The sequence below is a fragment of the Streptococcus sp. 116-D4 genome (assembly GCF_009731465.1).
Taxonomy (GTDB): domain Bacteria; phylum Bacillota; class Bacilli; order Lactobacillales; family Streptococcaceae; genus Streptococcus; species Streptococcus pseudopneumoniae_E.
In genome coordinates this window covers 1,246,735-1,262,133 of the sequence record NZ_AP021887.1, presented here as the reverse complement: position 1 = coordinate 1,262,133, position 15,399 = coordinate 1,246,735, and the positions used below count along the sequence as shown (strand labels likewise).

Annotated in this window: 15 protein-coding genes; 14 read left to right on the top strand and 1 reads right to left on the bottom strand. The window is 39.9% G+C overall.

From position 1 onward, the window contains the following. The first annotated feature begins 214 nt into the window (after positions 1–214). The 9 genes from UKS_RS06485 (at position 215) to UKS_RS06445 (ending at position 8,259) form a co-directional block, all read left to right on the top strand. Complete coding sequence (locus UKS_RS06485) at positions 215–1,501, top strand: peptidase U32 family protein (RefSeq protein WP_156012254.1); 1,287 nt, start codon at positions 215–217, stop codon at positions 1,499–1,501. 313 nt (positions 1,502–1,814) lie between these two features. Further along, positions 1,815–2,015 carry a F0F1 ATP synthase subunit C gene (locus UKS_RS06480; protein ID WP_049497680.1) on the top strand — a complete coding sequence of 67 codons (201 nt, stop codon included), beginning with the start codon at positions 1,815–1,817 and terminating at the stop codon, positions 2,013–2,015. Between the two features lie 34 nt (positions 2,016–2,049). Then, positions 2,050–2,766, top strand: coding sequence for a F0F1 ATP synthase subunit A (gene atpB, locus UKS_RS06475; protein WP_156012253.1), 717 nt, complete (start codon positions 2,050–2,052; stop codon positions 2,764–2,766). Between the two features lie 13 nt (positions 2,767–2,779). Beyond that, a complete protein-coding gene (atpF, locus tag UKS_RS06470; protein ID WP_156012252.1) occupies positions 2,780–3,274 on the top strand; it encodes a F0F1 ATP synthase subunit B in 495 nt (164 codons plus the stop codon). Further along, on the top strand, positions 3,274–3,810 hold the full coding sequence (locus UKS_RS06465) for a F0F1 ATP synthase subunit delta (RefSeq protein WP_117305203.1): 537 nt from the start codon (positions 3,274–3,276) through the stop codon (positions 3,808–3,810). The genes atpF and UKS_RS06465 overlap by 1 nt, the downstream gene beginning before the upstream one ends. Positions 3,811–3,824: 14 nt before the next feature. Beyond that, entirely contained in the window at positions 3,825–5,330 is a 1,506-nt protein-coding gene (gene atpA / locus UKS_RS06460; protein ID WP_156012251.1) for a F0F1 ATP synthase subunit alpha, read from the top strand. 15 nt (positions 5,331–5,345) lie between these two features. Next, entirely contained in the window at positions 5,346–6,224 is an 879-nt protein-coding gene (locus tag UKS_RS06455; protein WP_125393933.1) for a F0F1 ATP synthase subunit gamma, read from the top strand. Positions 6,225–6,422: 198 nt separating this feature from the next. Then, entirely contained in the window at positions 6,423–7,829 is a 1,407-nt protein-coding gene (gene atpD, locus UKS_RS06450; RefSeq protein WP_156012250.1) for a F0F1 ATP synthase subunit beta, read from the top strand. 10 nt (positions 7,830–7,839) lie between these two features. Further along, positions 7,840–8,259, top strand: a complete 420-nt coding sequence (locus UKS_RS06445; protein WP_156012249.1) for a F0F1 ATP synthase subunit epsilon — start codon at positions 7,840–7,842, stop codon at positions 8,257–8,259. A gap of 43 nt (positions 8,260–8,302) precedes the next feature. Here UKS_RS06445 and UKS_RS06440 read toward each other — a convergent pair whose 3' ends face one another. Continuing rightward, positions 8,303–9,316, bottom strand: a complete 1,014-nt coding sequence (locus tag UKS_RS06440) for a lactonase family protein (protein ID WP_156012248.1) — start codon at positions 9,314–9,316, stop codon at positions 8,303–8,305. A gap of 172 nt (positions 9,317–9,488) precedes the next feature. On the opposite strand from UKS_RS06440, the gene UKS_RS06435 reads away from it, so the two are divergent. From UKS_RS06435 to UKS_RS06415, 5 genes are all read left to right on the top strand, one after another. Then, positions 9,489–11,471, top strand: coding sequence for a peptide ABC transporter substrate-binding protein (locus UKS_RS06435; RefSeq protein WP_156012247.1), 1,983 nt, complete (start codon positions 9,489–9,491; stop codon positions 11,469–11,471). Positions 11,472–11,587: 116 nt separating this feature from the next. Continuing rightward, on the top strand, positions 11,588–12,754 hold the full coding sequence (locus UKS_RS06430; RefSeq protein ID WP_156013063.1) for an AI-2E family transporter: 1,167 nt from the start codon (positions 11,588–11,590) through the stop codon (positions 12,752–12,754). Continuing rightward, positions 12,744–13,973, top strand: coding sequence for a tetratricopeptide repeat protein (locus tag UKS_RS06425; RefSeq protein WP_173020469.1), 1,230 nt, complete (start codon positions 12,744–12,746; stop codon positions 13,971–13,973). The genes UKS_RS06430 and UKS_RS06425 overlap by 11 nt, the downstream gene beginning before the upstream one ends. 140 nt (positions 13,974–14,113) lie before the next feature. After that, the gene (locus tag UKS_RS06420) at positions 14,114–14,755 is read left to right on the top strand and encodes an amino acid ABC transporter permease (RefSeq protein WP_156012246.1); all 642 of its coding nucleotides are present in this window, start codon (positions 14,114–14,116) and stop codon (positions 14,753–14,755) included. Positions 14,756–14,764: 9 nt separating this feature from the next. After that, a complete protein-coding gene (locus tag UKS_RS06415; RefSeq protein ID WP_156012245.1) occupies positions 14,765–15,394 on the top strand; it encodes an amino acid ABC transporter ATP-binding protein in 630 nt (209 codons plus the stop codon). The last annotated feature ends 5 nt before the right edge of the window (positions 15,395–15,399 follow it).

Here is a 15,399-nt window from a genome sequence, read left to right as displayed (position 1 = left end):
TGAGCCAGTATCTTTGGATACTGGTTTTTTATTTTATCAAGCTTTTTGACTACTTGTTAGGACTAGGTTAATTTTCTACAGTTTAGCAGTTATTATGCATAACTTAAAAGATTAGAATTGTCAAAACAATCTGTCTAGGCTTGATTTTATGGCTTATTTACTATAAAATGAGAAGGAAAAACGTCAAACTTTTATATTGCAAATAGGAGAAAAAATGACAAAAACTTTGAAACGTCCTGAGGTTCTATCACCTGCAGGAACACTAGAAAAACTAAAAGTGGCTGTTCAGTATGGAGCAGACGCTGTCTTTATCGGTGGTCAGGCCTATGGTCTACGCAGCCGTGCCGGAAACTTTACCTTTGAACAGATGGAAGAAGGCGTCCAGTTCGCTGCTAAGTACGGTGCTAAGGTTTATGTAGCTGCTAATATGGTCATGCACGAAGGAAACGAAGAGGGTGCCGGAGAATGGTTCCGTAAGTTGCGTGATATTGGGATTGCAGCGGTTATCGTGTCTGACCCAGCTTTAATCATGATTGCAGCAACAGAAGCACCAGGACTTGAAATCCACCTCTCTACCCAAGCCAGTGCCACTAACTATGAAACTCTTGAATTCTGGAAAGAACTTGGATTGACTCGCGTTGTTTTGGCGCGTGAGGTTTCTATGGAAGAATTGGCAGAAATTCGCAAACGTACAGACGTTGAGATTGAAGCCTTTGTACATGGTGCCATGTGTATTTCCTACTCAGGTCGCTGTACGCTTTCAAATCACATGAGTATGCGTGATGCTAACCGTGGTGGTTGCTCTCAATCTTGCCGTTGGAAGTACGATCTTTACGATATGCCATTTGGGAAAGAACGCAAGAGCTTGAAAGGTGAGATTCCAGAAGAATTTTCAATGTCAGCTGTTGACATGTCTATGATTGACCATATTCCAGATATGATTGAAAATGGTGTGGACAGTCTAAAAATCGAAGGACGCATGAAGTCTATTCACTATGTTTCAACAGTAACCAACTGCTACAAGGCAGCTGTTGATGCTTACCTAGAAAGTCCAGAGAAGTTTGAAGCTATTAAGCAAGACTTGATTGATGAGATGTGGAAGGTTGCCCAACGTGAATTAGCAACAGGTTTCTACTATGGTACACCATCTGAAAATGAGCAGTTGTTTGGTGCTCGTCGTAAAATCCCAGAGTACAAGTTTGTAGCTGAAGTTGTTTCTTATGATGAAGCGACGCAAACAGCAACCATTCGCCAACGGAACGTTATCAACGAAGGGGACCAAGTTGAATTTTATGGTCCAGGTTTCCGCCATTTTGAAACTTATGTCGAAGATTTGCACGATGCTAAAGGCAATAAAATCGATCGTGCTCCAAATCCAATGGAACTTTTAACCATCAAGGTTCCACAACCAGTACAAGCAGGTGACATGGTCCGTGCATTGAAAGAAGGTTTGATTAATCTTTACAAAGAAGATGGAACGAGCGTCACAGTTCGTGCTTAATGAGAGTAGCAAGGTTGGTAAAGAAATCTCTCTACTTGCCTTGTCTTTGATTCTACTGACTAAATAAAATAAAGTTTAAAGAAAAATATACACATTTTTATCCGAGATTTTATCTCGGATTTTTCAGAAAAGTCTAGATAAAAATTGGATTTATTACAAGCTTTTTCCAAAATTTTCTATATAGTAAGATCAAAAAATATCAAAATTGTAAATAATTTCTATTAAACGCTTTCAATGTTAGTAAAAAGTTGACAAATCGAAATTTTAGGACTACACTAAGTAAGTAAGTTTTAATTCAAAAGGAGAATTTATCATGAATTTAACATATTTTGGTCTATGTCTTGCCTGTATGGGTGTGTCCCTTGCGGAAGGATTTTTGATGAACGGTTTGCTTAAATCTGCAGCTCGCCAACCAGACATTATTTCTGAATTGCGTAGCTTGATGATTATGGGGATTGCCTTTATTGAAGGAACGTTCTTGATTACCCTCGTCTTCTCATTTATCATCAAATAGACAAACGGAACGAGAAGAAAAGGGAGGATTTTAGATGGAAGAAAGTATTAATCCAACCATCTCTATTGGTCCTGTTACCTTTGATTTGACCATGTTAGCCATGACCTTGTTGATTGTGGGAGTTATTTTTGGCTTTATTTATTGGGCGAGTCGCAATATGACCTTGAAACCCAAAGGAAAGCAAAATGTACTTGAGTATTTCTATGACTTCGTTATTGGATTTACAGAACCTAACATTGGTAAGCACTACATGAAAGACTACTCGCTCTTTTTCTTTGCTCTTTTTCTATTTATGGTACTGGCAAATAACCTCGGTTTGATGGCTAAGATACAGTCTACAGATGGAACCAACCTTTGGACATCTCCAACTGCAAATATACAGTATGACTTAGCCTTATCCTTTGGTGTTATTTTATTGACACACATCGAGGGTATTCGTCGTCGTGGGGTAAAAAAATATCTAAAAGCCTATGTCACACCTGGCTTCATGACCCCCATGAACATCTTAGAAGAGTTTACCAACTTTTTATCACTTGCCTTGCGGGTGTTTGGGAATATTTTTGCAGGAGAGGTGATGGCTAGTTTGCTAATCACTCTGTCTCATCAAGCTTTATATTGGTATCCAGTTGCTTTTGGTGCTAACTTGGCTTGGACAGCCTTTTCTGTATTTATTTCCTGCATCCAAGCCTATGTGTTTACTATGTTGTCTTCTATGTACCTAGGAAATAAGATAAATGATGAAGAAGAGTAGAAAGGAGTAACTGATGCACGTTACAGTAGGTGAATTGATTGGTAACTTTATTTTAATTGCTGGCTCTTTTATTCTTTTGCTAGTCTTGATTAAAAAATTTGCATGGTCAAATATAACAAGTATTTTCGAGGAAAGAGCAGAGAAAATCGCTACTGATATTGACAGTGCTGAACAGGCACGCCAAAAAGCAGAAGCGTTGGCTCAGAAACGTGAAGATGAATTGTCAGGTAGTCGTAAAGAAGCCAAGACAATCATTGAAAATGCAAAGGAAACAGCTGAACAAAGTAAGGCAAATATCTTAGCAGATGCTAAACTAGAAGCAGGACGCTTAAAAGAAAAAGCAAACCAAGAAATTGCGCAAAACAAAGTTGAAGCTTTACAAAGCGTTAAGGATGAGGTAGCAGATTTGACAGTTAGTTTGGCTAGTAAAATCATCTCTCAAAACCTTGATGGCTATGCCCATAAAGAACTCATTGATCAGTATATCGATCAGTTAGGGGAAGCTTAATGGATAAAAAGACAGTAAAGGTAATTGAAAAATACAGCATGCCTTTTGTCCAATTGGTACTTGAAAAGGGAGAAGAAGACCGTGTTTTTTCAGACTTGACTCAAATCAAGCAAGTTGCTGAAGAAACAGGTTTACCTTCTTTTTTAAAAAAAGTGGCAGTAGACGAGTATGATAAGGAAAAAACAATCTCTTTCTTTCAAGACTCTGTGTCGCTTTTATTGCAAAACTTCATTCAGGTTCTTATCTACAACCACAGAGCAAATCTTTTTTATGATATTCTTGTGGATTGTTTGAACCGACTTGAGAAAGAAACAAATCGATTTGAAGTGACGATTACTTCTGCTCATCCTTTAACAGATGAACAAAAGAGTCGCTTACTCCCCTTGATTGAGAAAAAAATGTCTCTTAAAGTAAGGAATGTACAAGAACGAATCGATGAAAGTCTCATTGGTGGTTTTGCCATTTTTGCCAATCACAAGACAATTGATGCGAGTATTAAACAACAACTTAAAGTTGTTAAAGAAAATTTGAAATAGAAAGTGGTGTTCTTTTGGCAATTAACGCACAAGAAATCAGCGCTTTAATTAAGCAACAAATTGAAAATTTCAAACCCAATTTTGATGTGACTGAAACAGGTGTTGTAACCTATATCGGGGATGGTATCGCGCGTGCTCATGGCCTTGAAAATGCCATGAGTGGAGAGCTATTGATTTTTGAAAACGGCTCTTATGGTATGGCTCAAAACTTGGAGTCAACAGACGTTGGTATTATCATCCTAGGTGACTTTACAGATATCCGTGAAGGCGATACAATCCGCCGTACAGGTAAAATCATGGAAGTCCCAGTAGGTGAAAGTCTCATTGGTCGTGTTGTGGACCCGCTTGGTCGTCCAGTTGACGGTCTTGGAGAAATCCACACAGATAAAACTCGTCCAGTAGAAGCGCCAGCTCCTGGTGTTATGCAACGTAAGTCTGTATCAGAACCATTGCAAACTGGTTTGAAAGCTATTGACGCTCTTGTACCGATTGGTCGTGGTCAACGTGAGTTGATTATTGGTGACCGTCAGACAGGGAAAACAACCATTGCGATTGATACAATCTTGAACCAAAAAGATCAAGATATGATTTGTATCTATGTTGCGATTGGACAAAAAGAATCAACAGTTCGTACGCAAGTAGAAACACTACGTCAGTACGGCGCCTTGGACTACACAATCGTTGTGACAGCTTCTGCTTCACAACCATCTCCATTGCTTTTCCTAGCTCCTTATGCTGGGGTTGCCATGGGGGAAGAATTTATGTACCAAGGGAAGCATGTTTTGATTGTTTATGATGATCTTTCAAAACAAGCGGTAGCTTATCGTGAACTGTCACTCTTGCTTCGTCGTCCTCCAGGCCGTGAAGCCTTCCCAGGGGATGTTTTCTACCTTCACAGCCGTTTGCTTGAGCGCTCAGCTAAGGTTTCTGACGAACTTGGTGGTGGATCTATTACAGCCCTACCATTTATCGAGACACAAGCAGGAGATATCTCTGCCTATATCGCAACCAACGTGATTTCAATCACTGATGGACAAATCTTCCTTGGTGATGGTCTTTTCAATGCAGGTATTCGTCCAGCCATTGATGCGGGTTCATCTGTATCTCGTGTAGGTGGTTCTGCACAAATCAAAGCCATGAAAAAGGTTGCTGGTACACTTCGTATCGACCTTGCTTCATACCGTGAGTTGGAAGCCTTCACTAAGTTTGGTTCTGACTTGGATGCGGCAACACAGGCTAAGTTGAACCGTGGCCGTCGTACAGTTGAAGTTTTGAAACAACCTGTTCACAAACCGCTACCTGTTGAGAAACAAGTAACTATTCTCTATGCTTTGACACATGGTTTCTTGGATACTGTTCCAGTAGATGATATTGTTCGTTTCGAGGAAGAGTTCCATGCCTTCTTTGACGCTCGACATCCAGAGATTTTAGAAACCATTCGTGATACAAAAGACTTGCCAGAAGAAGCAGTCTTGGATGCTGCGATTACAGAGTTTCTCAATCAGAGCAGCTTCCAATAAGAATAGAGGTGTCAAATGGCAGTATCTCTAAATGATATTAAAACAAAAATCGCCTCTACAAAAAATACGAGTCAAATCACTAATGCCATGCAAATGGTATCAGCTGCTAAGCTAGGTCGCTCTGAAGAAGCTGCTCGCAACTTCCAAGTTTATGCTCAGAAAGTTCGTAAACTCTTGACGGATATCCTTCATGGCAATGGAGCTGGTAGTTCAACTAATCCGATGTTGATTAGTCGTCCAGTTAAGAAGACAGGCTATATCGTCATTACTTCAGACCGTGGTTTGGTTGGAGGTTATAATTCCTCTATTCTGAAAGCCGTTATGGAGTTGAAGGAAGAATACCATCCAGACGGTAAAGGTTTTGAAATGATCTGTATTGGTGGAATGGGAGCTGATTTCTTTAAAGCTCGCGGTATTCAACCACTCTATGAACTACGTGGCTTGGCAGACCAACCAAGCTTTGATGAAGTTCGTAAGATTATTTCAAAAACTGTTGAAATGTACCAAAATGAACTTTTTGATGAACTCTATGTCTGCTACAACCACCATGTCAATACGCTCACCAGTCAAATGCGTGTGGAACAAATGCTTCCGATTGTTGACTTGGATCCCAATGAAGCAGATGAAGACTACAGCTTGACTTTTGAATTGGAGACAAGCCGAGAAGAAATTTTGGAACAGTTATTGCCCCAGTTTGCAGAAAGTATGATTTACGGCGCTATTATTGATGCCAAGACAGCTGAAAATGCTGCTGGTATGACAGCCATGCAAACAGCAACAGATAATGCTAAGAAAGTCATTAATGATTTGACAATTCAGTATAACCGTGCCAGACAGGCGGCGATTACACAAGAAATTACAGAAATCGTAGCAGGAGCTAGTGCCTTAGAATAAGCTCTAGTCCAGCTCGTATGAAAATGAACTTATACTCAATGAAAATCAAAGAGCAAACTAGGAAACTAGCCGCAGGCTGCTCAAAACACTGTTTTGAGGTTGCAGATAGAGCTGACGTGGTTTGAAGAGATTTTCGAAGAGTATTAGGACCTAGTTTACTAGGAACCGACAGTATCTTATATAGAATAGGAGAAGGAGATGAGTTCAGGTAAAATTGCTCAGGTTATCGGTCCCGTTGTAGACGTCTTGTTTGCAGCTGGGGAAACACTTCCTGAGATTAACAATGCACTTGTCGTCTACAAAAATGACGAAAGAAAAACAAAGATCGTCCTTGAAGTAGCCTTAGAGTTGGGAGATGGTATGATCCGTACTATCGCCATGGAATCAACAGATGGTTTGACTCGTGGCATGGAAGTATTGGACACAGGTCGTCCAATCTCTGTACCAGTAGGTAAAGAAACTTTGGGTCGTGTCTTCAACGTTTTGGGAGATACCATTGACTTGGAAGCTCCTTTTGCAGAAGATGCAGAGCGTCAGCCAATTCATAAAAAAGCCCCGACTTTTGATGAGTTGTCTACCTCTTCTGAAATCCTTGAAACAGGGATTAAAGTTATCGACCTTCTTGCCCCTTACCTAAAAGGTGGTAAGGTTGGACTTTTCGGTGGTGCCGGGGTTGGTAAAACCGTCTTAATCCAAGAATTGATTCACAACATTGCCCAAGAACACGGTGGTATCTCAGTATTTACTGGTGTTGGGGAACGTACTCGTGAGGGGAATGACCTTTACTGGGAAATGAAAGAATCAGGCGTTATTGAGAAAACAGCCATGGTATTTGGTCAGATGAATGAGCCACCAGGAGCACGTATGCGTGTTGCCCTTACTGGTTTGACAATCGCTGAATACTTCCGTGATGTAGAAGGTCAAGACGTTCTTCTCTTCATTGACAACATCTTCCGTTTCACTCAGGCTGGTTCAGAAGTATCTGCCCTTTTGGGTCGTATGCCATCAGCCGTTGGTTACCAACCAACACTGGCTACAGAAATGGGTCAATTGCAAGAACGTATCACATCAACTAAGAAGGGTTCTGTAACCTCTATCCAAGCTATCTATGTGCCAGCGGATGACTATACTGACCCTGCGCCAGCAACAGCCTTCGCTCACTTGGATTCAACAACAAACTTGGAACGTAAGTTGGTACAATTGGGTATTTATCCAGCCGTTGACCCACTTGCTTCAAGTTCACGTGCCTTGGCACCTGAAATCGTTGGAGAAGAGCACTATGCAGTTGCTGCTGAAGTAAAACGTGTCCTTCAACGTTACCATGAATTGCAAGATATCATTGCTATCCTTGGTATGGATGAGCTTTCTGATGAAGAAAAGACCTTAGTTGCTCGTGCCCGTCGTATCCAGTTCTTCTTGTCACAAAACTTTAACGTTGCGGAACAATTTACTGGCCAGCCTGGTTCTTATGTTCCAGTTACTGAAACTGTACGTGGCTTTAAGGAAATCCTTGATGGTAAATATGACAACTTGCCAGAAGATGCCTTCCGTGGTGTGGGTTCTATCGAAGATGTGATTGCAAAAGCTGAAAAAATGGGATTTTAAGAGGTGATCTATGGCTCAGTTAACTGTCCAGATCGTGACACCAGATGGTCTCGTCTATGATCACCATGCCAGCTATGTATCAGTTCGAACTCTGGATGGTGAGATGGGGATCTTGCCACGACATGAAAATATGATTGCGGTTTTAGCAGTTGATGAAGTAAAGGTAAAACGTATTGATAATGAAGATAACGTGAACTGGATTGCAGTAAACGGAGGCGTTGTTGAAATTGCCAATGATACCATTACAATCGTTGCTGATTCTGCGGAACGTGCTCGTGATATCGATATCAGTCGCGCAGAACGTGCCAAACTTCGAGCAGAGCGTGAAATTGAAGAAGCACAAGACAAACACTTGATTGACCAAGAACGTCGTGCTAAGATTGCTTTGCAACGTGCCATTAACCGTATTAATGTCGGAAATAGACTATAAGAAAAAATGAACTTGAGTTATCAAGTTCATTTTTTATGTATTCTTAAGGAGCAAAACTGATGCAGACAGCTTCAGGAACATGAAAGTCGTTAGAAAGTTCGGCTAGACGACCAGTTTCAGGATTGCGTTTAAAGACGGTTGCATTGTCAGAGTCTTGGTGAACAGAGATGAGGAATTCTTGGTCTGGTGTCAAATCAAAATCACGTGGAGTCTGACCATGTGTTGGAACGATTTCTAATAACTCTAAGCTACCGTCCGCAAGAATTGTATATACTGCGATAGAATCATGACCACGGTTAGAGGCGTAGAGGTATTTACCATCTTTAGAGAGACGAATAGCAGCAGTACCATTAAAGCCTTCATAACCGTCAGGTAGAGTTGAAATGACTTGCATGCGTTCAAATTCGCCAACACCATCGTAGATTAGAACCTCGATAGTGCTATTGAGTTCACAAATCAGATAAGCGATTTTATAGTGGTTATGGAAAACGATATGACGAGAACCAGCACCAGGAATACTATTGTAAGTATAGAGTTTAGATAATTTGCCTTCTTGATCAAGGTCATAAGTGACAACTTGGTCAGTTCCTAAGTCACAAGTCACTAGATAGTGGTCAGGTGTTAAGTCTGTATAGTGAACATGGGGGGAAGCTTGATTTTCATGTGGACCTTGGCCACTATGTTGATCAACATCACTAAGTAGAAGACTACCATCTTTCTGCCGTTTATAAACAAGGACCTGTCCTTTATGGTAGTTGGCTGCATAGACCAAATCACGCTTTTCATCAACAGCAACATAACAGTGGGGAGCTCCTTCTTCAACGACATGATTTAATAAAGTCCCGTTAGTTTGATAAGCTGCAATTCCTCCCTTATCATCTTGACTACCAACGGTGTATAGATGTTGCTTCTGGTCAAAAGCAAGATAGGTTGGACTTGGTTCAGGAGCAAAAAGTTCTAGATTTGCAAGCTGACCAGTTTCTGTATCAAAGTCAGCCTTGTAAATCCCCTGAGAAGTACGTCGTGTATAAGTTCCAAAATAAACAGTTTCTTTCATAACTTTACCTCTATAATAAAGATAAGACTATTATATCACAAAAATTGTAGTTGGAGGAACTCTATAACACATAGATAAGTATAACAAAAGAGTAAATTTGACTTGATTTTGTGTTGATTTCCTTTTGAAAAGTGCTATAATAATCCTATACAAATTGCAAAGGAGTTTGTTTATGAAAAAACGTATTTTCTTAGCAACAGGAGTTGCTGTACTCTCAACAGCTGTTCTAGCAGCGTGTTCATCTGTTAATGCTAATAAAGAAGCAAATAAACCAGTTACTTATGCCTATGTATTTTCATCAGATCCTTCGACTCTGGATTATACAGTTTCTGGAAATGTCAGCACTAAACAGGTCACAGGTAACGTTATTGACGGTTTGCTTGAAAATGACCAATATGGGAATCTAGTACCATCAGTTGCAGAAGATTGGACTGTTTCCAAAGATGGTTCGACCTATACCTATAAAATCCGTCAGGGTGTCAAGTGGTATACCAATGAGGGAGAGGAGTATGGTGAAGTTAAGGCTCAGGATTTTGTAACTGGTCTTAAGCACGCGGCTGATAAAAAATCACAGGCTCTCTATTTGGTACAGGATTCTATCAAAGGATTGGATGACTATGTAAATGGGAAAACAACAGATTTCTCAACCGTAGGCGTGAAAGCAACAGATGATTATACTGTTGTTTATACTTTGAATCATCCAGAATCTTTCTGGAATTCAAAAACGACAATGGGAGTCCTTGCACCAGTCAATGAAGACTTTTTAGCTTCTAAAGGAGATGATTTTGGTAAGCCAACGGATGTAACGAGCATTCTATACAATGGGCCTTTTCTCCTCAAAGGTCTTACATCTAAGTCTTCTATAGAAATGACCAAAAACCAAAACTATTGGGATAAACAAAATGTCTTTATTGATGATATCAAGTTATCCTTCTTTGATGGTCAAGATGCAGACTCTCTAGGACGCGGTTTTGATGAGGGACATTATCCAGCTGCTCCACTCTTTAAAAACTCTGCCAACTATGAACGTTTAAAAGAAAAATATAAGGATAATATTGTATATGGTCAACAAAGAGGTGGCGTATTCTATATGTCTACTAATATTGATCGTGTGTCATACAATCATACTGCTAAAACAAGTGATGTAGAAAAATCCTCTACTAAGAAAGCACTTTTAAACAAAGATTTCCGTCAAGCCTTGGCTTTTGCGGTAGATCGTAAAGCAGGGATCTCTCAAGTATTTGGTGATGAAGTAGGACCTCGTAAGTTACGTACAAGTTTTACTCCTCCAACATTTGTACAAGTAGGAGATCAAACATTTGGTCAAGTTACTAAGACAGAATTGGATAAATTGGATAATGTCTGGAAAGATGTCAGTCTTGATGATGCCCAAGATTCACTTCATAATGTAGACAAGGCTAAGGCTAAGTTTGAAGCTGCTAAGAAAACTCTTCAAGCTGATGGAGTACAGTTCCCAATTCATTTAGATTTGCCAATTTCTTCATCAAATCCAGATTTTATTCGTCAGGTTCAGTCTTATAAACAATCTATTGAGGAAGCGTTAGGCTCTGACAATGTAGTTGTTGATATTCAACAAGTTTCTGACGATGAATTGGCAAGTATGACTACTCTAGCTACTTCCAATGCAAATACTGACTGGGATATTAATGCAGTTAGTGGTTGGAGTCCAGACTTTGCTGATCCATCGACTTATCTAGATGTATTTGATCCAACTTCAGGTCCAAGTCTCCTCGGCACTCTTGGTGTAGCACCAGGAACAGACAATCCAGCCATTAAAACAGTTGGATTAGATAAATACAAAGAATTGATTGATGATGCAAATAGTGAAAAAACAGATCTGCAAAAACGTTATTCTAAATATGCAAAAGCTCAAGCTTGGTTAACAGACAGTGCCTTGGTTATTCCTGTACACTCAGACGGTGCCCAAATGCTAGTAACGAAGAAAGTTCTAGGTACTGGTGCCGGTGGTTGGGTAGGTGATAAGACCAGTGAAAATAGCTACAAGTATCTGAAAATTCAAGATAAGATAGTCACTACTAAAGAAATGGATGAGTTCCGTAAGAAATTTGCTGATGAAAAAGCCAAATCAAATGCTGATTATCAGAAGAACTTAGACCGTCATATTCAAGACTAATCGAATCTCCTCTTTTGAGGGGATTTTTTATGTCGCTGTCTCCGTGTAAACACTTTAAAAAAGAGTTATTTTGATTCAAAAATGGTATAATGAGAGAACATAGAAAGGAAGTATTTATGGAGCAAAAAGAGAAACATTTTAACCTATCTTGGTTTTTCAAGTGGTTTTTGGATAACAAGGCAATTACGGTATTGTTGGTAACCTTATTATTGGGACTGAATCTTTTTATTTTAAGTAAGATTAGTTTTCTATTCTCACCTGTTTTAGATTTTTTGACAGTCGTCATGTTGCCAGTCATTTTATCTGGTTTACTATACTATTTATTGAATCCCATTGTTGATTGGATGGAGAAACATAAAATCAAACGTGTTATAGCGATTAGTATTGTCTTTGTCATCATCGCTCTCTTTATCATTTGGGGCTTGGCAGTAGCCATTCCAAATCTGCAACGTCAGGTTTTAAGTTTTGCAAGGAATGTCCCAGTCTACCTTGAAGATGCTGATAGAGTTATTGATGATTTGGTCACCAAGCGTTTACCAGATGATTTCAGACCTCAGTTAGAACAAGTTTTGAAAAACTTCTCCAGTCAGGCTACAGTTTGGGCAAGTAAGGTTTCTTCTCAGGCAGTCAACTGGGTGAGCTCCTTTATTAGCGGCACTTCTCAAGTGATTGTTGCCTTGATTATCGTTCCTTTCATGCTCTTTTATCTCTTACGTGATGGGAAAGACCTGCGTCACTATTTGACCCAATTTATGCCAACGAAATTGAAAGAACCTGTTGGACAAGTTTTAACAGATGTGAATCAGCAGTTGTCCAACTATGTTCGAGGGCAAGTAACAGTGGCTATTATTGTAGCGGTAATGTTTATGATTTTCTTCAAGATCATTGGTCTACGCTATGCGGTTACGTTGGGAGTTACTGCTGGTATTTTAAATCTGGTTCCTTATTTAGGTAGCTTCTTAGCCATGATTCCTGCCCTAGTATTAGGCTTGATTGCCGGGCCAGTCATGCTTTTGAAAGTAGTGATTGTCTTTATCGTAGAACAAACTATTGAAGGCCGTTTTGTCTCTCCATTGATTTTGGGAAGTCAATTGAATATCCATCCTATTAATATTCTCTTTGTCTTGTTAACTTCAGGATCCATGTTTGGTATCTGGGGAGTCTTGCTCGGTATTCCAGTTTATGCCTCTGCAAAGGTTGTCATTTCAGCGATTTTTGAATGGTATAAGGTAGTTAGTGGTCTATATGAACTAGAAGGAGAGGAAGTCAAGAGTGAACAATAGTCAGCAGATGTTACAAGCTTTGGAAGAGCAAGATTTAACCAAGGCTGAGCATTATTTCGTCAAAGCTTTAGAAAATGATCCAAGCGACCTTCTGTATGAGTTAGCTACTTATCTTGAAGGGATTGGTTTTTATCCTCAGGCCAAGGAAATTTATCTGAAAATTGTGGAGGATTTTCCAGAGGTTAATCTTAATCTAGCAGCTATTGCTAGCGAAGATGGTCAAATTGAAGAAGCCTTTACCTATCTTGAGGAAATCCAAGCTGACAGTGACTGGTATGTTTCTGCTTTAGCTCTGAAGGCAGACCTTTACCAGTTGGAAGGTTTGACAGATGTGGCGCGTGAGAAATTATTGGAGGCCTTGACTTACTCAGAAGATCCTCTCTTGATATTGGGCTTAGCAGAGTTGGATAGTGAGTTGGAAAATTATCAAGAAGCTATTCAAGGCTATGCCCAGTTAGATAATCGTACTATTTATGAGCAAACAGGCATTTCTACCTACCAACGGATTGGCTTTGCCTATGCTCAGTTAGGGAAATTTGAAACGGCTACAGAGTTTTTAGAAAAAGCCCTGGAGTTAGAATACGATGACCTAACAGCTTTTGAGTTAGCCAGTCTTTACTTTGATAGAGAAGAATACCAAAAAGCTGTCCTCTACTTTAAGCAACTTGATACCATTTCACCTGACTTTGAAGGCTATGAGTATGGTTATAGTCAGGCCTTGCATAAGGAACATCAGGTTCAAGAAGCCCTGCGTATCGCTAAGCAAGGCTTAGAGAAAAATCCCTTTGAAACTCGACTCTTGCTAGCTGCTTCACAATTTTCTTATGAATTGCATGATGCCAGTGGTGCAGAAAATTACCTCCTTACTGCTAAAGAAGATGCTGAGGATACAGAAGAAATTTCACTCCGTCTAGCTACTATTTATCTGGAACAGGAGCGTTATGAGGATATTCTAGACTTGCAGAGCGAGGAGCCAGAAAATCCTTTGACCAAGTGGATGATTGCTCGTTCTTATCAAGAGATGGACGATTTGGATGCTGCTTACGAGTATTACCAAGACTTGGTAGGAGATTTGAAGGACAATCCAGAGTTTCTGGAACACTATATCTATCTTCTGCGTGAATTGGGCTACGTTGAAGAAGCCAAAGCTAATGCTCAGGCTTACTTAAAACTGGTTCCAGATGATGTGCAAATGCAAGAACTAATTGAGAGATTGTAAGAATATATTTTTAAAACTGTATCTGATCATTTTTGATAGATATAGTTTTTCTTTTTGAAAGAGAATTCTTTTTGCAAATATTCTTGGTTATTTTGTTTATTTATGCTATAAAAGGAATAATTATTTTTAGGAGGTGCAGTATGTCTTATTTGTTTGAGATATTACCGAGTTTATTGAGCGGTGCAAGCATGACTTTGCAGGTTTTTGCACTGGTCTTGATTTTTTCTATTCCCTTGGGCGTTTTGATTGCCTTTGCCTTGCAAGTCCATTGGAAGCCCCTCCATCATCTAATTAATATTTATATCTGGATCATGCGGGGTACACCCTTGCTCTTGCAATTGATTTTTATTTATTATGTGCTCCCAAGTATTGGAATTCGTTTGGATCGCCTTCCTGCAGCCATCATTGCCTTTGTTCTCAATTATGCAGCTTACTTTGCTGAAATCTTCCGTGGGGGAATTGATACCATTCCTAAAGGTCAATATGAGGCTGCTAAGGTCTTAAAGTTCAGTCCTTTTGCCACAGTACGCTATATTATTTTGCCCCAAGTGACCAAGATTGTTCTTCCTAGTGTCTTTAACGAAGTCATGAGTTTGGTCAAGGATACGTCTCTGGTCTATGCTCTAGGCATTTCAGACCTCATCTTAGCAAGCCGAACAGCTGCCAACCGTGACGCTAGCCTGGTTCCCATGTTCTTGGCAGGAGCTATTTACTTGATTTTGATTGGGGTTGTAACCATTCTTGCCAAAAAAGTTGAGAAGAAATACAGTTACTATAGATAGGAGGTTGCCATGTTAGAATTACGAAACATCAATAAGGGCTTTGGTCAAAAGCAAATTTTATCTAATTTCAGTCTAAAAATTCCTGAAAAGCAAATCTTGGCTATCGTTGGACCTTCTGGTGGAGGTAAGACAACTCTCTTACGTATGCTTGCGGGTCTTGAAACCATTGATTCAGGGCAAATCTTTTATAATGGAGAATCTTTAGAACTGGATGAACTGGAGAAGCGGAATTTACTGGGATTTGTATTCCAAGATTTTCAACTTTTCCCTCATTTATCAGTTCTAAAGAATTTGATCTTATCTCCTGTGAAAACCATGGGAATGAAGCAGGAAGAAGCTGAGAAGAAGGCGCGTGATCTCTTGGAACAATTAGGACTGGCTGGTCATGCAGATGCCTATCCTTTCTCACTATCTGGTGGGCAAAAGCAGCGGGTGGCCTTGGCGCGTGCTATGATGATTGACCCAGAAATCATTGGTTACGATGAACCAACTTCTGCCTTGGATCCAGAATTGCGCTTGGAAGTGGAAAAACTGATCTTGCAAAATAGAGAACTTGGTATGACGCAGATTGTGGTTACCCACGATTTACAGTTCGCTGAAAATATCGCAGATCAGATTCTCAAGATTGAGCCCAAGTAGGAGGT